Source organism: Paraburkholderia adhaesiva, from assembly GCF_021390575.1.
In the GTDB taxonomy this organism is placed as follows: Bacteria; Pseudomonadota; Gammaproteobacteria; order Burkholderiales; family Burkholderiaceae; genus Paraburkholderia; species Paraburkholderia adhaesiva.
The window spans coordinates 1,908,815-1,929,150 of record NZ_JAJEJQ010000001.1 but is presented as its reverse complement, the minus strand read 5'-3'; the positions used below and the strand labels follow the sequence as shown (position 1 = coordinate 1,929,150).

Annotated in this window: 15 protein-coding genes and 2 tRNA genes; 12 read left to right on the top strand and 5 right to left on the bottom strand. The window is 62.6% G+C overall.

Annotated features, from left to right (window positions below; all coding sequences use genetic code 11):
* Window positions 1-190 precede the first annotated feature (190 nt).
* Window positions 191-1,411, bottom strand: a complete 1,221-nt coding sequence (locus tag L0U80_RS08765) for an MFS transporter (protein WP_233863556.1) — start codon at window positions 1,409-1,411, stop codon at window positions 191-193.
* Between the two features lie 716 nt (window positions 1,412-2,127).
* Here L0U80_RS08765 and L0U80_RS08760 point away from each other — a divergent pair.
* A complete protein-coding gene (locus L0U80_RS08760) occupies window positions 2,128-3,846 on the top strand; it encodes a long-chain fatty acid--CoA ligase (protein WP_233863555.1) in 1,719 nt (572 codons plus the stop codon).
* A 149-nt stretch (window positions 3,847-3,995) separates the two neighbouring features.
* Here L0U80_RS08760 and L0U80_RS08755 read toward each other — a convergent pair whose 3' ends face one another.
* The gene (locus L0U80_RS08755) at window positions 3,996-4,373 is read right to left on the bottom strand and encodes an HAD family hydrolase (protein WP_233863554.1); all 378 of its coding nucleotides are present in this window, start codon (window positions 4,371-4,373) and stop codon (window positions 3,996-3,998) included.
* A gap of 242 nt (window positions 4,374-4,615) precedes the next feature.
* Between L0U80_RS08755 and L0U80_RS08750 the strand changes: the two genes are divergently transcribed.
* The 7 genes from L0U80_RS08750 to L0U80_RS08720 all read left to right on the top strand — a co-directional run bounded on the left by L0U80_RS08750 (window position 4,616) and on the right by L0U80_RS08720 (window position 12,618).
* The gene (locus L0U80_RS08750) at window positions 4,616-5,335 is read left to right on the top strand and encodes a GntR family transcriptional regulator (protein ID WP_233863553.1); all 720 of its coding nucleotides are present in this window, start codon (window positions 4,616-4,618) and stop codon (window positions 5,333-5,335) included.
* Between the two features lie 246 nt (window positions 5,336-5,581).
* Window positions 5,582-7,330, top strand: coding sequence for an oxalyl-CoA decarboxylase (gene oxc, locus L0U80_RS08745; RefSeq protein ID WP_233863552.1), 1,749 nt, complete (start codon window positions 5,582-5,584; stop codon window positions 7,328-7,330).
* A 31-nt stretch (window positions 7,331-7,361) separates the two neighbouring features.
* Complete coding sequence (gene frc / locus L0U80_RS08740) at window positions 7,362-8,630, top strand: formyl-CoA transferase (protein WP_233863551.1); 1,269 nt, start codon at window positions 7,362-7,364, stop codon at window positions 8,628-8,630.
* A gap of 141 nt (window positions 8,631-8,771) precedes the next feature.
* A complete protein-coding gene (locus L0U80_RS08735) occupies window positions 8,772-9,206 on the top strand; it encodes a PAS domain-containing protein (RefSeq protein WP_233863550.1) in 435 nt (144 codons plus the stop codon).
* A 19-nt stretch (window positions 9,207-9,225) separates the two neighbouring features.
* A complete protein-coding gene (locus tag L0U80_RS08730; RefSeq protein WP_233863549.1) occupies window positions 9,226-9,471 on the top strand; it encodes a hypothetical protein in 246 nt (81 codons plus the stop codon).
* Between the two features lie 177 nt (window positions 9,472-9,648).
* Complete coding sequence (locus tag L0U80_RS08725; protein ID WP_233863548.1) at window positions 9,649-11,214, top strand: Re/Si-specific NAD(P)(+) transhydrogenase subunit alpha; 1,566 nt, start codon at window positions 9,649-9,651, stop codon at window positions 11,212-11,214.
* A 9-nt stretch (window positions 11,215-11,223) separates the two neighbouring features.
* Complete coding sequence (locus L0U80_RS08720; RefSeq protein WP_233863547.1) at window positions 11,224-12,618, top strand: NAD(P)(+) transhydrogenase (Re/Si-specific) subunit beta; 1,395 nt, start codon at window positions 11,224-11,226, stop codon at window positions 12,616-12,618.
* A gap of 122 nt (window positions 12,619-12,740) precedes the next feature.
* On the opposite strand, the gene L0U80_RS08715 is transcribed toward L0U80_RS08720, so the two are convergent.
* Window positions 12,741-12,827: transfer RNA gene (locus tag L0U80_RS08715), tRNA-Leu, on the bottom strand.
* Between the two features lie 332 nt (window positions 12,828-13,159).
* Window positions 13,160-13,246, bottom strand: a tRNA-Leu gene (locus L0U80_RS08710).
* Window positions 13,247-13,643: 397 nt separating this feature from the next.
* On the opposite strand from L0U80_RS08710, the gene rnr reads away from it, so the two are divergent.
* The 4 genes from rnr (at window position 13,644) to rpiA (ending at window position 18,662) form a co-directional block, all read left to right on the top strand.
* Window positions 13,644-16,106 carry a ribonuclease R gene (rnr, locus tag L0U80_RS08705; protein WP_233863546.1) on the top strand — a complete coding sequence of 821 codons (2,463 nt, stop codon included), beginning with the start codon at window positions 13,644-13,646 and terminating at the stop codon, window positions 16,104-16,106.
* A gap of 136 nt (window positions 16,107-16,242) precedes the next feature.
* Window positions 16,243-16,986, top strand: coding sequence for a 23S rRNA (guanosine(2251)-2'-O)-methyltransferase RlmB (gene rlmB / locus L0U80_RS08700; protein ID WP_233863545.1), 744 nt, complete (start codon window positions 16,243-16,245; stop codon window positions 16,984-16,986).
* Between the two features lie 10 nt (window positions 16,987-16,996).
* Window positions 16,997-17,869 carry an N-acetylmuramoyl-L-alanine amidase gene (locus L0U80_RS08695; RefSeq protein ID WP_233863544.1) on the top strand — a complete coding sequence of 291 codons (873 nt, stop codon included), beginning with the start codon at window positions 16,997-16,999 and terminating at the stop codon, window positions 17,867-17,869.
* Window positions 17,870-17,966: 97 nt separating this feature from the next.
* On the top strand, window positions 17,967-18,662 hold the full coding sequence (gene rpiA / locus L0U80_RS08690) for a ribose-5-phosphate isomerase RpiA (RefSeq protein ID WP_233863543.1): 696 nt from the start codon (window positions 17,967-17,969) through the stop codon (window positions 18,660-18,662).
* A gap of 313 nt (window positions 18,663-18,975) precedes the next feature.
* On the opposite strand, the gene L0U80_RS08685 is transcribed toward rpiA, so the two are convergent.
* Window positions 18,976-19,710, bottom strand: a complete 735-nt coding sequence (locus L0U80_RS08685; protein WP_233863542.1) for a Crp/Fnr family transcriptional regulator — start codon at window positions 19,708-19,710, stop codon at window positions 18,976-18,978.
* Window positions 19,711-20,336: the final 626 nt, after the last annotated feature.

Sequence of the window (20,336 nt, the reverse complement as noted above, 5' to 3'; positions counted from 1 at the left end):
GAGTATCGCGTGAAGGGCAGCGGGTTTTCCCCCGACGAATTGCCAATCGTCAGTCCGAATCGTGCCATGCCGCGGCGAGGCGCGAAAGCCTTGCGTACGTCGCGCTCAAAAGCAAAGGCCGCGCGGACCTAAGTCCGGCGCGGCCTCGTGTCGCCATAGAGCGGCGCGGCGCCGCTCTATGCGGGGGCGGTCAGGCGACGCTCGACACTTCCTTGGCCGACTGCGTCATGTCGACGCCGCGGCGCTCGCGGCTGAACTGGATCATCACCGCGATGATGACTGCCACGGTACCGGCCACGACGGCCATCGCGAGGCCGTAGTTGTCGTCGTGCGAAGCGGCGAACGATGCCTGCATCGTCGCGTTGATTGCCGCGAACAGGTTGCCGAGCTGGTAGACGAGGCCCGGGAACGTTGCGCGAACTTCATCGGGCGAGATCTCGTTCAGGTGCACCGGGATCACGCCCCAGGCGCCCTGCACGGAAATCTGCATGAGGAACGCGCCGGCCGCGAGCAGAACCGGACCAGTCGAGAAGGCCCACAGCGGCAGCACCGGCAGCGCGATGAGCGCGGCGATCGTGATTGCCTTGCGGCGGCCGATCCGCTCGGACAACGAACCGAAGAAGAGACCACCCACGATCGCGCCGAGATTCAGCACGATGGTGATCCACTGGACCGTATGCGGATCGAAGTGGTGCTGCTCGCGCAGGAACGTCGGATACAGATCCTGCGTGCCGTGCGAGAAGAAGTTGAAGCAGGTCATCAGCACGATCGCGTAGATCGAAAGCCCGAGATTGTGCTTGAGCGTCGTGAGCAGACTCGGACGTGGGCGCTTTTCCATCTCCTTCCATGCGGGCGATTCCGGCACGCTGGAGCGGATATAGAGGACGAGCAGCGCAGGCGCCACGCCGATGAAGAACATGCCGCGCCAGCCTACGTGCTCGAACAGCTGGCCGAACACGATCGAGGCGAGCAGAAAGCCGCTCGGATAGCCGGCCTGCAGGAGGCCCGAAACCGCGCCCCGCGACTTCGGCGGGATGGTTTCCATCGTGAGCGCGGAGCCTACGCCCCATTCGCCGCCCATCGCGATGCCGAAGAGCGCACGCAGGACGAGGAAGGTCATGAGGTTCGGCGAAAAGCCAGTCAGTGCTTCGAGCACCGAGTAACACGCGATGTTGACCATCAGCGTGGGGCGGCGGCCGTACTTGTCGGCGAGGCGGCCGAAGATCAATGCGCCGAGCGGGCGCATGGCCAGCGTGAGCGTAATCGCGAATGCAACTTGCGGAATCTTCGTGCCGAATTCGGCGGCAATATCTTTCAGAACGAAAACCGTTAGAAAGAAATCGAACGCATCAAGCGTCCAGCCCAGATAGGCAGCGATCGTTACGTTTTTCTGTTCCCGCGTCCAGCTCATATGTTGTTCTCCTGATATTCCAATACAACGCCGTCTTTTGCGGCCTTATCGCGTACACCCCGTTTGTCCCGCGCTACGGGGCTGCGCCGAGTGTACGCCCGGGATTAAACATTTGCATGATTGTTGGGGGGAACCTCGGGCTAATCCCTAAGCGATTTCTTTCCTTATGAAAGGAATAAGGTTTTGAGAGCAATTGATATGTAATTTAAAAGAAGGCATAAATTAACGCGCGCTGGGTCAGCATGTTCGCAAACTGAACCTTGCCGCTTCATGCGACCGCATCGCGTTTCCTGGAGGTATGGGAGCTGTGATCGCAACTTTGCAAGGACCGGCAAACCATGATCGCTAGTGATCGGCAGTACCGGCCGTGGTTGGCGAACGATCGTGCTTATTTTTGTTTACGTCATGGGAGGGCGTCGCTAGAATCGGACGCCATCGCGAGAAATCTATCGAACCACATCCGCGCCGCGCGCGGGCGAGAAGGTCAGGGAGAACAACGCATGCAAGTCAGGGACATGTTCGAATTGGACGATCAGGTGACGCTCGTCACGGGTGGCTCGCGCGGCCTTGGGCTGCGGCTGGCCGTCGATGGCGGGGCGAGCATCGTTTGACGTAACATCGCGGCCAGGGTGCGTTGCGTCGATCATGACGCATGCACTGATTGCACGACTGGCGCGCCGCGGCTGCGGCGCGCGTTCACCGGGACGGAACACTCCATGTCCACGTCAGCACAATCCGCTTCGCAGGCTAAGACACAAACCCGGGCGCGGCTGCCGTCGCCGCACTGGCCTCGGCATCTCTCGCCACATCTCACGATTCCGGCCACGAATCTGTTCTACAACGTCGAAGTTTCCGCGGCCCGCTTTCCCGACAAGCCCTTTATCTATTTCTACGACACGCCCGTCACGTTCGCGCAGTTCAAGGACGAGGCCGAACGCGTCGCGGGCTATCTGCAACTGCACTGCGGGGTGAAGGCTGGCGATCGCGTGCTGCTCTACATGCAGAACAGCCCGCAATGGGTGATCGCGTATTACGGCATCCTGCGCGCGAATGCCGTGGTCGTGCCCGTGAATCCGATGAACCTTTCCGACGAACTGTCGCATTACGTCGAAGACAGCGGCGCAACAACTGCGTTTGTTGCTCAGGATCTGTATTCGCGCATTGCGCCGCTAGTTAGCGAGGGTGCTGGGGCTGGGCTGCGTCATCTGCTGGTCGCCACTTATGGCGATTACCTCAAGTGCGAGCCGTCGTCGCCACCGCCTCAGTTCGTGACGGCGCCGCGCGAGGTCGCCGGTCCGGGCGTCATTCACTGGGCCGACATGCTGGACGCCCGCTGCGCGCCTGGTCCGCTGACCGCTGGCGCGGACGACCTGTGCGTGATGCCCTATACGTCGGGCACGACGGGCAAGCCCAAGGGATGCATGCATACGCACCGCAGCGTAATGACCACGGCGGTGGGCGGCTGCAACTGGTTCGGCACTAATCAGGATGCCGTACTGCTTTCCGCGTTGCCGTTTTTTCATGTCACCGGCATGCAGGGCGGCATGAACAGTCCGCTCTACGCCGGTTCGAGCATCGTCATTCTGCCGCGCTGGGATCGTGACGCCGCGGCACGCGCAATCGAACACTACCGCATCACCGGCTGGCAGGCGATCGCGACGATGGTGGTCGATTTCATTTCGAATCCGCGCATCGGCGAATACGATCTGTCGAGTCTCGCGTGGATGCGCGGCGGCGGTGCGATGATGCCCGACGCCGTCGTGAAGAAACTGCGCGATCTCACGGGGCTCGAATATGTCGAGGGGTACGGCATGTCCGAGACGATGGCGGCCACACACATCAATCCGGCGCAGCGCGCGAAGCCGCAGTGCCTTGGCATTCCGGTGTTCGATGTGGACGCGCGCGTGATCGATCCCGATACCCTCGAAGAAGTGCCGGAAGGCGAACCGGGCGAACTGATCATGCACGGACCGCAGGTGATGCAGGGCTACTGGCGCAATCCGGAGGCGACGCGCGAGGCGTTCATCGAACGCGACGGAAAGCGTTTCCTCCGCACGGGCGACCTCGTTCGACGCGACGAGGAAGGCTACTACTTCATGACAGACCGCCTCAAGCGCATGATCAACGCATCGGGCTACAAGGTGTGGCCGGCGGAAGTCGAAGCGCTGATGTATCGCCATCCGGCGATCAAGGAAGTGTGCGTCATCGGCACGAAGGACGAACGGCGCGGCGAGACCGTGAAGGCTTATGTCGTGCTCGATCCGATGCAGCTTGGCAGCGTGAAAGAGGACGACATCATCGCGTGGGCGCACGACCACATGGCAGCTTATAAGGTGCCGCGCATCGTGCAGTTTGTCGATGCGCTTCCAAAGGCGGGTAGCGGCAAGATCCTGTGGCGCAAGCTGCAGGAAGACGAGGCGCTCGCACGCGCCTGATTCGCGGCGAGCGCTCACGATCAGGTGGTTCACCGCAGCTGGTGCGCGATGAATTGCCGACCGAAGCCGCGGTTACGCTGCGGCCGCGGCGAGATACCAGGTAGTCGGATGCAGTATCGGCAGGCTTCGCTTCGGAGCCCGCCTACGCATCAGGCGCCGGCCAGTGCCGGCAGCCCGAGACCCGGATCGCGCCAGTCCGGTGCCCAGCCGGAGGGCAGGGAGGAGCGCTCCTTCGGCTGTTCCTGTTGCACGACGTGCCCCCCGAACCATTCTCCGGGCACCTGCGCGTTCTTGAGCGCAAGAATCGCTTCGGACAGGAAGTCGATGCTGTAGGCGTTCAGCAGGTGCGGATGATGCGCCTCAATATAGGCAGCGATGCGAGCGCGCTCACCGTCAATCGACGCGAGCGAGTAGAGCGTCTGTGCGTCCCAGCGAAACCGCAGGCCCAATTCCGCGAAGGCCGAGTTGAACGCGCTGAGATGCGCGTGAAGGTGCGGGTCTCGATCGGTGGCGTGTGCCTGGCTCATGGCAGTCTCCTCAATGTCGAATGACGTGAACGAAGCGTAGGGCCGCCGATAGATAAACGATAGTTAAAGTTTTTTGTGATTTGTATAAATCATGACTTATTGATGCGGAAAGGCAGCTAGCGTCTCTGGTGAGATGCGCGTAAACCCCGCGTAGCTGCATCTTTGTGTCTGATATATTGTATTGGAAATATGAAATTTACCCAGTAGAGCCGGCAAATCAGAACGTTGGAGACAAACGACCGATGTCCGCCGATAAGCAAGTGGTTACCGGGGCCGCCCCGCTTACCTTGACGCTCGAACCGATCAACGCTGCGGCGTCGCTGCGCGATCAGGCTTATGCGAGGCTGAAGCAGGCTATCGCCGAGACCGATATCTACCGTTCGCGTGACGAAATCCGTCTCGATGAAAAAGAGTTGACGGAAAAACTCGGCGTAAGTCGCACCCCCGTGCGTGAAGCCATGACGCTGCTCGAGCAGGAAGGCTTTCTGCGCACGGTGCCGCGGCGTGGCGTCTATATCCTGCGCAAGACGCGTCAGGAAGTCGTCGAGATGATCTATATGTGGGCGGCGCTCGAAAGTATGGCCGCGAGGCTCGCAACGCAGCGCGCGTCCAACGACGACATTGCGCGCCTGCGGCACATGTTCTCCGACTTCAACGATACGACGCCTTCCGACCATATAGAGGAATACTCGGAGGCGAACATCATGTTCCATCAGTCACTGGTGGAACTGTCGAAGTCGCCGATTATTGTCGACACCATCAAGAACATATTCATGCACGTTCGCGCAATCCGGCGCATGACGATCGCGCAGAGCGATCGCGCGTCGCGTTCGATCGTGGATCACATGCGGATCATCGAGGCGCTAGAGCAACGCGACACCGAGCGCGTCGAGCAATTGGTGCGGCAGCACTCGATTGACCTCGCCCTGTTCGTCGAGGCGAATTGTGATTTTCTCGACTAGACGCGTCCATCCATAAGTCTTTTGTCTGAATCGCGGAGCGGAGCAGGCCGCATATCGATTCGGACTGCGTAATGAGTTGGTGAAGCTGGAATCAGCCGGGACGTACCCGTGTGCCGCCGCATCGGAGTCGCGATCTTTGTTGCGGTGCCGCACATGCAGGATCGGGGAAAAAACGTCTTGACTAATATTGTGTGTGGAATATTGTATATCACGAGCAGCACAACGCCCCGCCAAAGAGGAGACGTCATGGCAGAAGCAGGCATCAACGAAGCGCAGAACAGCCCTGCGCCGGAAGCACAGCAAACGACCGACGGCTTTCATCTCGTCATCGACGCGCTGAAACTGAACGATATCGACACGATTTTCGGACTGGTCGGCATTCCCATTACCGACCTCGCCCGGCTCGCGCAAGCCGAAGGCATGCGCTTCATCGGCTTCCGCCATGAGCAGAACGCGGGTAACGCGGCAGCCGTCGCGGGCTACATGACGAAGAAGCCCGGCGTCTGTCTCACGGTTTCGGCGCCCGGATTCCTGAACGGCCTCACCGCGCTCGCGAACGCCACGACGAATTGCTTCCCGATGATCCTCATCAGCGGGTCGAGCGAGCGTGAGATCGTCGACCTGCAGCAGGGCGATTACGAAGAGATGGATCAGCTCAACGCGGCGAAGCCCTATGCGAAGGCCGCGTATCGCGTGCTGCACGCCGAGGACATCGGCGTCGGCGTGGCGCGCGCCATTCGCGCTGCCGTGTCCGGCCGTCCTGGCGGCGTCTATCTGGATCTGCCGGCAAAGCTGCTCGCGCAGACGATCGACGCCGTGAAGGCCAAGCAGTCGCTCATCAAGGTGGTCGACGCGGCGCCGCGCCAGATCCCGGCGCCCGATTCGGTCAAGCGCGCGCTCGACGTGCTCAAGGGCGCGAAACGTCCGCTGATCCTGCTCGGCAAGGGTGCAGCCTATGCGCAGGCCGACGCGCAGATCCGCGCACTCGTCGAGAAGACCGGCATTCCCTATCTGCCGATGTCCATGGCCAAGGGCCTGTTGCCCGACACGCATGAGCAGTCGGCGTCGGCTGCGCGTTCGTTCGTGCTCGCCGAGGCGGACGTCGTCATGCTGGTCGGCGCGCGGTTGAACTGGCTGCTCTCGCACGGCAAAGGCAAGACGTGGGGCGCGGAACGCGGACCGAAGCAGTTCGTCCAGATCGACATCGCGCCGACCGAGATCGACAGCAACGTTGCAATCGAAGCACCGGTGATCGGCGATATCGGCTCGTGTGTCGAGGCGCTGCTCGAAGGCGTCGGCGACAACTTCCCGCAGCCTGCCGCCGAGTGGATCGACGCCATCGCTGATCGCAAGAACAAGAACCTCGCGAAGATGGCGGCGACGCTGGAGAAGAATCCGTCGCCGATGAACTTCCACAGCGCCTTGCGCGCGATTCGCGATGTCCTGAAAACGCGCCCGGATATCAATGTCGTGAACGAAGGCGCGAATACGCTGGACTACGCCCGCAGCATCATCGACATGTACCAGCCGCGCAAGCGCTTCGATTCGGGTACGTGGGGAATCATGGGCATCGGCATGGGCTTCGCGGTTGGTGCTGCAGTGACGAGCGGGACCCAGGTCGTCGCTATCGAAGGCGATAGCGCGTTCGGATTCAGCGGCATGGAACTCGAAACCATCTGCCGTTACAACCTGCCCGTTTGCACGATCGTGTTCAACAACAACGGCGTTTATCGCGGCACCGACGTCAACCAGGGCGGCGGCACTGACGTGGCGCCCACCGTGTTCGTCAAGAACGCGCGCTACGACAAGATGATGGAGGCGTTTGGCGGCGTCGGCCGCAACGCAACCACCCCCGAGGAACTCACGGCTGCGCTGCTTGAAGCGATCGCATCGGGCAAGCCCACGGTGATCAACGCTGTTATCGACGAATCGGCTGGCACGGAGAGTGGCCGTCTCACGAATCTGAATCCGCAAAGCGCGGCAATGAAGAAATAAATCCAACCGATCAGGAAACAGGAGATAGGCAATGAACAAACCCCTCGAGGGCATCAAGATCATCGACTTCACGCACGTGCAGGCAGGTCCTGCATGCACGCAGATGCTCGCATGGTTCGGCGCAGACGTGATCAAGGTGGAGCGTCCGGGTGCGGGCGATGTCACGCGCAGCCAGTTGCGCGACATGCCCGACGCCGATGCGCTGTACTTCACGATGCTCAACAGCAACAAGCGGTCGCTCACGCTCGACACGAAGAAGCCCGAAGGCAAGGAAGTGCTTGAAAAGCTGATTCGCGAATCGGACGTGATGGTGGAAAACTTCGGCCCGGGCGCGCTCGACCGCATGGGCTTCACGTGGGAGCGCATCCAGGAACTCAACCCGGGCATGATCCTCGCCTCGGTCAAGGGCTTCTCCGAAGGCCACCACTACGAAGACCTCAAGGTCTACGAAAACGTCGCGCAGTGTGCCGGCGGCGCCGCTTCGACCACCGGCTGGTGGCAAGGCGAAAATTCTCCGCCGACGATCTCGGCCGCGGCGCTTGGCGACACCAATACCGGCATGCACCTCGCGATCGGTATCCTGACGGCCTATCTCGGCCGCCTCAAGACCGGCAAGGGGCAGAAGGTTGCCGTGTCGATGCAGGACGCCGTGCTCAACCTGTGCCGCGTCAAGATGCGTGACCAGCAGCGCCTCGATCGCGTCGGTTACCTCGAAGAGTATCCGCAGTACCCGCACCAGATGGATTATTTCAAGGACGGTGCGGTGCCTCGCGGTGGCAACGCCGGTGGCGGCGGCCAGCCGGGCTGGATCCTGAAGTGCAAGGGCTGGGAGACCGACCCGAATGCGTACATTTACTTCACGGTCCAGGGCCATGCGTGGGAACCGATCTGCGACGCGCTCGGAAAGCCGGAGTGGAAGACCGATCCGAATTACACCACGCCGCGCGCGCGCCAGCCGCACATCGACGAGATCTTCGCCACGATTGAGGACTTCATCAAGGACAAGACCAAGTTTGAAGCGGTCAACGTCTTCCGTAAGTACGACATCCCGTGCGCGCCGGTGCTGTCGATGAAGGAACTGCTGCACGACGAATCGTTGCGCAAGAGCGGTTCGATCGTCGAAGTTCCGCACAAGGTGCGCGGCAGCTACTTCACGATCGGCAGCCCGATCAAGTTCTCGGACCTGAAGCCGGAAGTGACTGCTTCGCCGCTGCTTGGCGAGCACACCGACGAAGTGCTCGCTGGTCTTGGCTACACGCCGCAGCAGATCGCGGCGCTGCACGAAGGGCGCGCGGTTTAATGTCGTCAGCCGGCACGGCTCGCGCTGTGCCGGTGCGCGTACACAGTAATCAGGCAGAGACGATGGTGTGCTGCAAGCTCGATGCGAGCAGCGCACCTGCATATTCACGGTGCTTCGCCGCCAATCCGTCAACCTATCGCCATGCAATCCGCCATCGACTACGCGCAACTCGTCAACGCCATCGGCGACGCTGTCATCATCTCGGACGCCGCCGGCGATATCACGTGCTGGAATCCTGCGGCGACCCGCATGTTTGGCTATACGGAATCCGAAGCAATGGGCAAGACGCTCGATCTCATCATCCCGGAGCGTCTGCGTGGCCGTCACTGGGACGGCTATCAGAAAACGATGATGACTGCGCAGACGCGCTACGGCAATGACGTGCTGCGCGTACCGGCCGTCGACAAGGAAGGCCGCGCACTCTCGATCGCATTCACCGTCGCGCTCCTGCGCTCGCCACAGGGCGAATTGACGGGGATCGTCGCTGTGATCCGCGACGAGACGGCGCGTTTCCAGGAAGAGCGCGCTTTGAAAAAGCGCATTGCCGAACTGGAAGCGCAGGCACAACAAGTTTGAACGCGCAAAGGAGCCTTCGATGCAGACCGAAAGACTCGGTCACTACGTGGTCGAACTCTCGGCGCGCCAGCTAATTCATAACGGCGGCTGGGCTGCCTTCGCTGCCATTCATGCAGGCGGCGACGAGCCACGGGAAGAACCACAAGCCGCATTCCCCATGCACTGGATGATCGACGGGACCGTATTCGCGAGCGAAGCGGCCGCCATTGCGGGCGCACGCGAGGCGGCGCTTGAATTCCTCAGATCGGGGAACCCGCAGCCTTGAGCCGGACCGGGGAACGACGCGACACGCGTCGACAACCCGCGGCACACACAGAATTCCAACATCGAGCAGGAGACGTTTCATGAAGTCATGGCAACGCATTCGGTGCGCCAGGGACCTCGGCGCGCCGCCGATCTGTCGTGCCCTCGTCATCGCAATTGAACCGTGGACAGGTGCGCCATGGTGATGACCATTGCAGTTCCGCGCGAAACACATCCGGGTGAGCGTCGCGTCGCCGCGACGCCTCAAAGCATCGCAGAGCTAATCAAACTCGGCTATGCCGTCAACGTCGAGGCTGGCGCGGGAGCGCTGGCATCGTTTAGCGACGAGGCGTACACGCACGCGGGCGCGCAGATCGTCGCCGATGCGGCCACGCTCTGGGCGAGCGCCGACGTCGTGACCAAGGTGCGACCGCCATCGGTTGACGAAGCGGGCCAGCTCAAGCCCGGCGCGACCCTCATTAGTTTCGTCTGGCCCGCGCAAAACGCCGCGTTGCTCGACGTACTCGCCACGCGCAGTGCGAACGTGCTCGCGATGGACTGCGTGCCGCGCATCTCTCGCGCGCAGAAGCTCGACGCATTGAGCTCGATGGCGAACATGGCCGGTTATCGCGCCGTGATCGAGGCGGCGCAGCATTTCGGGCGTGTCTTCACCGGACAGATTACGGCGGCGGGAAAGATGCCGCCTGCAAAAGTACTGGTAATCGGTGCTGGTGTCGCCGGACTGGCGGCGATTGGCGCCGCGCGCGGCCTTGGCGCGATCGTGCGTGCGTTCGATACGCGGCCCGAAGTGGCGCAGCAAGTCGAGAGCATGGGCGCGGAGTTCCTCGGCATCGACATCGACGAGGAAGGCGGGGGCACGGGCGGTTACGCGAAGCAGATGAGCGCGAAGTTTATCGAAGCGGAAATGGCGCTCTTCGAAGCGCAGGCTCGCGAGGTCGACATCATCATCACGACCGCGCTCATTCCGGGCAAGACCGCGCCGCTGCTCATCAATGCGCAGACCGTGGCGTGTATGCGGGCGGGAAGCGTGATCGTCGACATGGCGGCGGAGCAGGGCGGTAACTGCGAGCTGACGCAACCGGGCGAAGTGGTGAGCGTGAACGGAGTGACGGTGATCGGCTATACGGATCTTCCGAGCCGCATGGCAAACCAGTCGAGCCAGCTTTACGCGACCAATGTGCGCCATCTGCTCACCGACATCACGCCCGGGAAGACCGGCGAACTGCAACTCGACATGGACGACGTCGTGCAGCGCGGTACGACAGTCATGCAGCGCGGCACTGTGTGTTGGCCGTCGCCTGTCGTGGCGCCTTCACCCGCGCCGGCACCCGCGTCGCCGATAGCGAAAGGCGTGGCGAGCGCGACGCCGGATGCAGCCGATGCCTCTGCCGCACGCCGGCATGGCGTCTGGTCGCTTGTCGCGTTGATGGTCGCCGCGTTGCTGCTGCTTGCGCTCGGCGCTGTCGCGCCGGGGGCGTTCGTCGCGCACTTCACGGTGTTCGTGCTGGCGGTTTTCGTCGGCTATCAGGTGGTCTGGAACGTGACGCCTGCATTGCATACGCCGCTCATGAGCGTGACGAACGCAATCAGCGGAATCATCGTGATCGGTGCGCTGCTGCATCCAGGTGGCACCGGCACGATCGTGAGCGTGCTCTCGGGCATTGCGCTCGTAGTGGCAACGATCAACATCGCGGGCGGATTTCTCGTGACCCAGCGCATGTTGAAAATGTTCCAGCGAACCTGAGGAGACGTCATGCTGAACGGAATCGGAAATATGGCGTGGCTCGGTGCAGCGACGCTCTTCATCCTGAGCCTGCGGGGCCTCGGGCATCCCACGAGCGCGCGTCGCGGCAATCTCTATGGCATGACAGGCATGCTGATCGCGGTGCTCGCCACGCTGCTCGTCACGGGCGGAGCGGGGTTGCAGATCGCGCTCATCGCAGCGGTAGTCGGTGGCGGGTTCGGCGCCGTGCTTGCGAAGCGCGTGGAGATGACGCAGATGCCGCAGCTGGTCGCGGTGCTCCACAGCTTCGTCGGTCTGGCCGCGACATTGATTGCCATTGCAAACTATCTCTCTGCTGACACGGCATTGAGCGGCGTCGAGCGCACGATACACAACACCGAAATCTATATCGGTGCGTTCATCGGCACGGTGACCTTCAGCGGGTCGATTGTCGCGTTCCTGAAATTGCAGGGGACGGTGAGCGGCAAGCCGCTCGTTCTGCCCGCACGCCATTGGCTGAACCTCGTCGTGCTCGCCGCTTGCGTTGCGCTGGGCTATCGCTTCTTGAGCGTGCCCGCAGGTACCGATGGCCTTTACGCCCTGCTCATCATGTGCGTGCTTGCGGCGGCGCTTGGCGTGCATCTCGTCATGGCGATCGGCGGGGCCGACATGCCCGTGGTGGTGTCGATGCTCAACAGCTATTCCGGCTGGGCCGCTGCGGCGACGGGTTTCATGCTCGACAACGATTTGCTCGTTACGACCGGGGCGCTTGTTGGTTCGAGCGGCGCAATTCTCAGCTACATCATGTGCCGGGCGATGAACCGCAGCTTCGTCTCGGTGATTCTCGGCGGCTTCGGTGCAACCGCGTCGGCGGCAAGTTCGGCGCCGCAGGGCGAGGTTGTGGCGACGTCCGTGGACGAAGTGGGTTCGCTGCTGCGTGATGCTAGCGAAGTGGTCATCGTGCCGGGTTTTGGTATGGCGGTCGCGCAGGCGCAGGGCACGATCAGCGAGATCACGCGACGTTTGCGGGCTGCCGGTGTGCGCGTGCGCTTTGCGATCCATCCGGTGGCGGGCCGTCTGCCGGGACACATGAACGTGTTGCTGGCCGAAGCCAAGGTTCCGTACGACATCGTGCTCGAGATGGACGAGATCAACGAGGATTTCACGAGCACCGATGTCGTGCTGGTGATCGGCGCGAACGACATCGTGAATCCGGGCGCGCAGGAGGACGCAGCGAGCCCGATCGCGGGCATGCCAGTGCTCGAAGTGTGGAAGGCGCGCACCGTGGTCGTGTCCAAGCGCAGCATGGCAACGGGTTACGCGGGTGTCGACAATCCGCTGTTCTACAAGGACAACACGCGGATGCTGTTCGGCGACGCGAAGGGCAGCGTTGATGCGCTGTTGAGGCACCTTGAAGCGGCGTGAGACTGCGCCTCGCGGTTGAAGACGGCGGTGAAAGCCGCTGTCGCAAACCGCTGAAAATCGCAGCCGAAAACAAAAAGCCCGCAATTTGCGGGCTTTTTTGATCGATTCTGTCTTGAAGAGCGTGGTGCCCAGGAGAGGACTCGAACCTCCACAGTGTTGCCACCGCCAGGACCTGAACCTGGTGCGTCTACCAATTCCGCCACCTGGGCACGTCTTCAAGCTAGACCGAGATTATAGCGGGCTCATGAAACCTGTCAACGGATGTTTTAAGAATTTTCTCCAGAGTCGGAGCGAATTGCGCGGGGCAGTCGAAAAGCGAATTAGATGAAGCGAAGCGCCGTGTGTTTAGCGTGCAGCTGATGAATCGTGAGTGGGTGCGAGTTGCGTTCCGATTCATGCTACGTGCGGTGCGTGCAGCGCGGTGTCGGTCGGGGACACGCAAAAGAGGGAGCGCAAAAACAAAAAACCCCGCAGGCGTAAATCGCTATGCGGGGTCTTGCTGATGAACTACTTCCCGACATGAATTGCTGGAAAGAGTTTTTGGTGCCCAAGAGAGGACTCGAACCTCCACAGTGTTGCCACCGCCAGGACCTGAACCTGGTGCGTCTACCAATTCCGCCACCTGGGCAAGGTGTCGATTGCTGACCAACTGTGTCGTGCAGCAAAGAAAGCGATTATAACGTGCCTGAGAGTCTTGTCAAGTGTTTCGTGAAGCCGACCGAATCGCTCGCACGCGCTGCCTCGCGAAGAGCCGATTGCCGCTCCGGCAGGGGCGTGAACGAGGCGCAAGCGGGGCGCAAACCGGGCGCGAGCGCTCGCAGTGGCGTCTGTCGCGCGCAAAGCGGGTGTTAGAATGCCTCGCAGCAGGCCGCCGGTACGCGACATCGCGATGTGAGCGGTCCACCGGACCTCACCGGCTGCTGAGCTGATGCTGTGGTACTCGAAGAACGGGGCGCCGTCCGGGCAACACCTGGCGACGCGGCAGATTCGACATCGACGCAACGAGAACAACCATCGACAAGCCCTTGAGCAAATATCCGTACCCGATTCCCAGCCGCGAAGAGATCCTCGGCGTGCTGCGGACCAGCGATTCGCCCTGTACCGCGAACGATATCGCCGAGGCACTCGCCATCAAGCGCCAGGAGCGCGAAGGGTTCTTCAGGCGGCTCGCCGCCATGGAGCGCGACGCTCAGATCCGTCTCGACGCGCGCGGTCATTATCAGCTCGCCCATCCCTCCAGCTTCGTTGCGGGCCGCGTGCAGGGCCATCGCGACGGCTATGGCTTCCTCGTGCGCGACGACGGTCAGGACGACCTGTTCCTGCCGCAAGGCGAAATGCAGAAGGTCATGCATAACGACCGCGTGCTCGCGCGCATCGTCGGCTACGACCGGCGCGGGCGTCCCGAGGGGCATATCGTCGAGGTCACGGACCGCGCGAACCGTCGGGTGATCGGGCGCCTCCTGAACGAAAGTGGCGCGATGATCGTCGCGCCCGAGGACAAGCGCATCGGCCACGACATTCTGGTCACGCAAAACACGAAGAAGGCGAAGGTGGGGCAGGTCGTGGTGGTCGAACTGACCGACTTCCCGAGCCGCCATTCGCAGCCGCTCGGTCGCGTGGTCGAGGTGCTCGGCGACATCGACGATCCCGGCATGGAGATCGAGATCGCCGTGCGCAAGTACGGTGTGCCGCATGAATTCAGCGACGTGGCGCTTGCCGAAGCCGCGAAGCTGCCCGACGCCGTGCGTCCCGCCGACATCCGCTATCGAGTGGATCTGCGCGACGTGCCGCTCGTGACGATCGACGGCGAGGACGCACGCGACTTCGACGATGCCGTTTATTGCGAGCCGATGCAGGTCGGCCGTGGCGACGGCTTCCGCCTGATCGTCGCGATCGCCGATGTCTCGCACTACGTGCTGCCCGGCAGCGGTCTCGACATCGATGCAATCGAGCGCAGCACCTCGGTCTATTTCCCGCGCCGCGTGATTCCGATGCTGCCCGAGAAGCTCTCGAACGGGCTGTGTTCGCTCAACCCGCACGTCGACCGCTGTGTGCTCGTGTGCGACATGGTGATCACCACGCGCGGCGAGATCAAGGCGTATCAGTTCTACCCGGGTGTGATGCACTCTGCAGCGCGCTTGACGTATACCGAAGTCGCGGCGGTGCTCAAGAATACGAAGGGACCGGAGGCGATGCGCCGGCAGTCGCTCCTTCCGCAGTTGCAGAACCTCTACGGCGTGTACAAGGCGCTTTTCGCTGCGCGCCAGAAGCGCGGCGCCATCGACTTCGACACGACCGAGACGTATATCGTGTGCAACGCGCAGGGCAAGATCGAGCAGATCGTGCCGCGCCAGCGCAACGATGCGCACAAGCTGATCGAAGAGTGCATGCTCGCGGCCAACGTGTGTGCAGCGGATTTCCTGAAGCGCAATAAGCACCCTGGCCTGTATCGCGTGCACGCGGGCCCGACTGCGGAGAAGCTCGAGAACCTGCGCACTTTCTTGCGCGGGATGGGCCTCACGCTGGGCGGCGGTGACACGCCGCACGCGAGCGATTACGCCGCGCTAATGGCGCACATTCGCGACCGGCCCGACGCCCAGATGCTTCAGACGATGCTGCTGCGTTCGATGCAGCAGGCCGTCTACAGCCCGGACAACATCGGTCACTTCGGTCTCGCGTATGAGGCCTACGCGCACTTCACGAGCCCGATCCGCCGTTATCCGGACCTGCTCACGCACCGTGCGATTTACGCGATCCTGCAGGGCAAGAAGTATCAGCCGCACGCGCCCGAGGGCGTGGTGCTGAACACGGCGCTCTCGCCGCGCGCCCGCGCTTTGCAGGCCGAGGACGAGGAAAAGCGCGGCAAGCGCGCGCGTGGGAACAACACGGCCATCTGGGAAGAACTCGGTCTGCATTGCTCGGCCAACGAGCGCCGCGCCGATGAAGCGTCGCGCGATGTCGAAGCCTGGCTCAAGTGCTACTTCATGCGCGACAAGCTCGGCGAGGAGTACGGCGGCATGGTGAGCGGCGTGACGTCATTCGGCATTTTCGTGCAGCTCGACGCACTCTTCATCGAAGGTCTCGTGCATGTGACGGAACTGGGCGCCGACTACTTCCAGTACGACGAGATCAAGAACGAACTGCGCGGTGAGCGTACCGGCATCCGCTACCGCCTTTCGGACCGCGTGCGCGTGCAGGTTGGCCGTGTCGATCTCGATGCACGCAAGATCGATTTCCGGCTTGTGCGCGATACGCCCGTGAAGCCTGGTGTCAATCGTCTGGCGTCGCTCGACAAGGGTGCTGCCGACGGCGGTCCGCGCGTGCGCGCACTGCCCCCGGGCGAGCAACCGCGCCGCAAGAAGGCCGCGCCTGCACCGAGCGCCGCCGTGAAGGAAGCGCGTGCTGCGCACAGCGCGGCGAAGACGGCGAAGAAGCGTGCCGCGTCCAAGTCGGCATCGAAGAAGGCGGTTTCGCGCAAGAAGCGCTGAGCGTGCCGCCAGCGCGGCGACCGCCCAGAGAGGGTGTCGCCGCGCCGCCCGGTCCGCGTGTGGCGGCCGGGCGAATTACATTCGTTCGCGATGCGCGTGAAGCATCGCGAACTGTTCATCAGAGGTTGTCTCAGTCATGTCACGTCTTAAGGTTCTTTACGGTTTTCATGCGGTGACCGCACGTTTGCGGCACGACGCGTCGACGGTCGAGGATGTCTACTACGATCCGACTCGGCGCGATCGCCGCATGCAGGACTTCCTGCAAGCCGCGAAGGACGCCGGCGCGCGCCTGATCGCAGCCGACGAAACGCGGCTTTGGGGTCTCGCGCACACGGAGCGCCATCAGGGTGTCGTCGCGCGTGTCCACGACATGCCGCTCGCGCAGAACCTGGCGGAGCTGCTCGACGGCATCAACGGCTCGCCGCTGTTGCTAGTGCTCGACGGCGTGACCGATCCGCATAACCTCGGTGCGTGTCTTCGCGTCGCCGACGCTGCCGGCGCGCACGCGGTAATCGCTCCGCGCGACCGCGCCGTGGGTCTCAACGCGACCGCGGCGAAAGTCGCGAGCGGCGCCGCCGATACCGTGCCGTACATCACCGTGACGAATCTCGCGCGCGCGTTGCGCGAGCTGAAGGAAGCGGGGGTGTGGGTGGTCGGCACGTCGGACGATGCGAGCGCCAGCGTCTATCAGACGAAGCTCGACGGCCCGGTGGCGGTCGTGATGGGCGCCGAAGGCGAGGGCATGCGCCGTCTCACGCGCGAAACGTGCGACGAAGTCATGCACATTCCGATGGCGGGGACGGTGGAAAGCCTGAACGTGTCCGTTGCATCGGGTGTGTGCCTTTTCGAGGCTGTTCGCCAGCGGACTGCCGCGAAATAAACGTTCGGACATGTCGTTTCATCGCTTTGCCTCGCGCGCTGCGACGCTTGCGCTGGCGCTCGCACTGACGGCTTGCGCCAGCAGCACGAAGGTCGATCGAGGCACGTATGTCGCCGACACGAGCCATCACGCGCAGAGCGCCGACTCGCGTATCCGCTTTCTCGTGATGCACTACACCGAGATCGACGAAGCCGAATCGCTCAAGGTGCTCACGACCGAAGCGGTCAGTTCGCACTATCTCGTGTCCGACAATCCGCCAGTCGAAAACGGCAAGCCGGTGGTTTGGCAACTGGTGCCGGAATCGCAGCGCGCGTGGCATGCGGGCGCGAGCGAGTGGCAAGGTGCGACCGAGCTGAACGCTGCGTCGATCGGCATCGAGAATGTCAATCTGGGGCCACGCGACACGCCGCAAGGCCGCGTGTGGCAGCCATGGCCGCCCGCCCAGGTCGATGTGATCACCCGGCTCGCGAAGGACATTGTCGTGCGATACGGCATCTTGCCGACGCGCGTGGTTGGCCACAGCGATATCGCGCCTCAGCGCAAGATCGATCCGGGCCCGCTTTTTCCATGGAAGCAGCTTTACGATGCCGGCGTAGGCGCCTGGCCGGACGACGCCACGGTCAAGGCCGATCTCGCGGGCCGCGCGCCCGACGGCCCCGCCGATGTGCGCGGTCTGCAACTCAAGCTCGCGCGTTATGGCTACGAAGTGGCAACCGACGGCGTGCTCGACGAGCGCACGCGCCGCGTCATCGCGGCGTTCCAGATGCATTTCCGTCCGCGCGACTATTCGGGCACGCCTGACGCGGAAACCGACGCCATCGCGCAGGCGCTGCTCGACAAGTACATGCCCGCACAGCCCGGCGACACCGATCTGACGCGTTGAACTCGCGGCGCGGCAGGGGACGCTGCGCCGGCTGCCTCGCGCAACTCCGGTAAACTATCGGTTTTCCGCCTTTTTCCCTTCCTCGGGCAGTTTTTCCATGACTCAAGACGAACTCAAGCAACTGGTCGGCCAGGCCGCCGCCGACTATGTGAACGCGAACGTACCGCAGGGCGCCGTGATCGGCGTCGGTACTGGTTCTACCGCGAACTGCTTTATCGATGCGCTCGCGGCGAGCAAGGACCGCTATCTGGGCGCGGTGTCCAGCTCGGTGGCGACCACCGCGCGGCTTCAGTCGCACGGTTTCCGCGTTTACGATCTCAACGACATCGAGTCGCTGACCGTCTACGTTGACGGTGCCGACGAGATCGACGCTCAAGGCGCGATGATCAAGGGCGGTGGCGGGGCGCTCACGCGCGAGAAAATCGTCGCGTCCGTGGCGGACGTGTTCGTTTGTATTGCCGATGCAAGCAAGCGCGTCGACGTGCTCGGCCAGTTCCCGCTACCGATCGAAGTGGTGCCGATGGCGCGCACGGCGATCGGCCGGCGCGTGAGCGCGCTGGGCGGTGTGCCCGTGCTGCGCGTGCAGAAGGATGGCTCGCCGTACCTCACCGACAACGGCAACGAGATCCTCGACGTGAAGGGCTTGAAAATCAGCGACCCGTGCGGGTTCGAGGCGCTCGTCAATGCATGGCCGGGCGTCGTGACCGTGGGTCTTTTCGCGGCGCGCGGCGCCGACCTGTGCTTGCTGGGCACAGAAACGGGCGTCGAACGTATCGACTATCCGAAGCGCTAACGCTTGCACGAGCGGCGCGTGCGCCGCTCGTTGCAGGGCCGGTCAATGGCCTTGATGGCCGGCATTGATTTCCGGCCCGTCAATCGCGGATAGATATTCAGTAATCCTGCTTACACGATACGTTGTTGCCATCGGGACGTGTCGTGCGCGAAACGAAACGTATCGGCGCAGCGCTGGTACACGACGTTTCGCGCAACTCTGGTGGCTGGGCGCGATAAGCGTTTTCGAGCGGCGTTCCGGTCCGCCGGACTCGCGCCTGATGCGCACAACCAGCCGTAAGAAGACGTGCGCGCGAGTCGCCCCGCGCGGCGCCTCACTCCACCGTTTCCGCCTGACGCAGGCGGGGCAGCAGCCGATCGAACTCACGCCGCACGAGGCCATAGCACTCGCAGGCGCGCGATTCGAGGCCCTCGCGGTCCAGCACGCGGATGTGACCGCGGCTGTGATGGATCAGCCCTTCATCGTGCAGCTTGCCCGCGGCTTCCGTGATGCCTTCGCGACGCACGCCGAGCATATCGGCGATCAGTTGCTGCGTGACCGTGAGGTCGTTCGACGCCACGCGATCCACTTCGATAAGGAGCCACCGGCACAACTGCTTGCTAAGCGAGTGGTGACGGTTGCAGGCAGCCGTCTGTGCAACCTGCGTGAGCAGCGCGTGCATGTAGAGCAACATGAGGCGGCGCAGGAAGTCCGAGCGTGCGAACTGCTGCCTGAGGCTTTGCGCGCTCATGCGATACGCGAAACCCGCGCACTGCACCTGCACACGGTTCGGCATGGTTTCGCCGCCGGTCAGGACGGGCACGCCCGTCATGCCTTCGCGCCCGACTGCCGCGATTTCGACGGAGCTGCCGTCTTCCATCGTCGACAGCATCGAAATGATCGCAGTGGTCGGAAAATAGACGTGGTGAATGCGCTGGCCGGAGTCGCAAAGTAGTTGTTCGGTGCGCAGGTGAACGAGTTCGAGATGCGGAGCGAGTGCTTGCCATTCGTGCGACGGTAATGCGCCCAGCAGATGATTTCCGTGCAGATCGGATTGAAGGGTTAACATGATTGGTCCTCGTCTGAGGCGGCAAGCGCTGCCTCGTTGTTATCTCGTTCCGGCCGGCGAATCTGTCGTTATCTGCCGCTTCCCGTTCGGCTATCCGTTCGTCGTGCCAGCCCCATAGTCTCGTGGGCTTCCGCCATTTCGATGCCTGGCGTTTGCCTCGTGTGGCGAATGGTCTATAGCAGGGGGTGTGCCAGACTGCCGCAAACGTCCACGGCTCGTGCTTTGCCGACGGTGTGTGCGTTACCGGACGGGCGGATGGGGCATTTTTGTTTCAGTTCTGCACAATGAATTCGGCCTCGGGCGTTGAGGTCATACGATATTTTGTCGATTCAAGTCATTGATTCAGTGCGGATATTTTTGGGTCGGACGCCCGTGCACGAATATGACTCCAAGCTGAAACATGTCTCTCCCTCGTGTCGTGAGCGTGCCGGCCCGCACAGAAGGTATTCGTCGGCCTTGATTCAATGCTGCTGCGGCGCGTGACGTGTGTGCGCCGCACAGTTCGGCGCTGAAACATGGCTCGCGTCGTGCCGCCAGACGTTACGTGGACGAACGATGCGTCTGCGAAACAGCGCACGATCAGTGTGTGCATGCGAACAGAGCCAAACCTCGACCTTTGTTCCAAT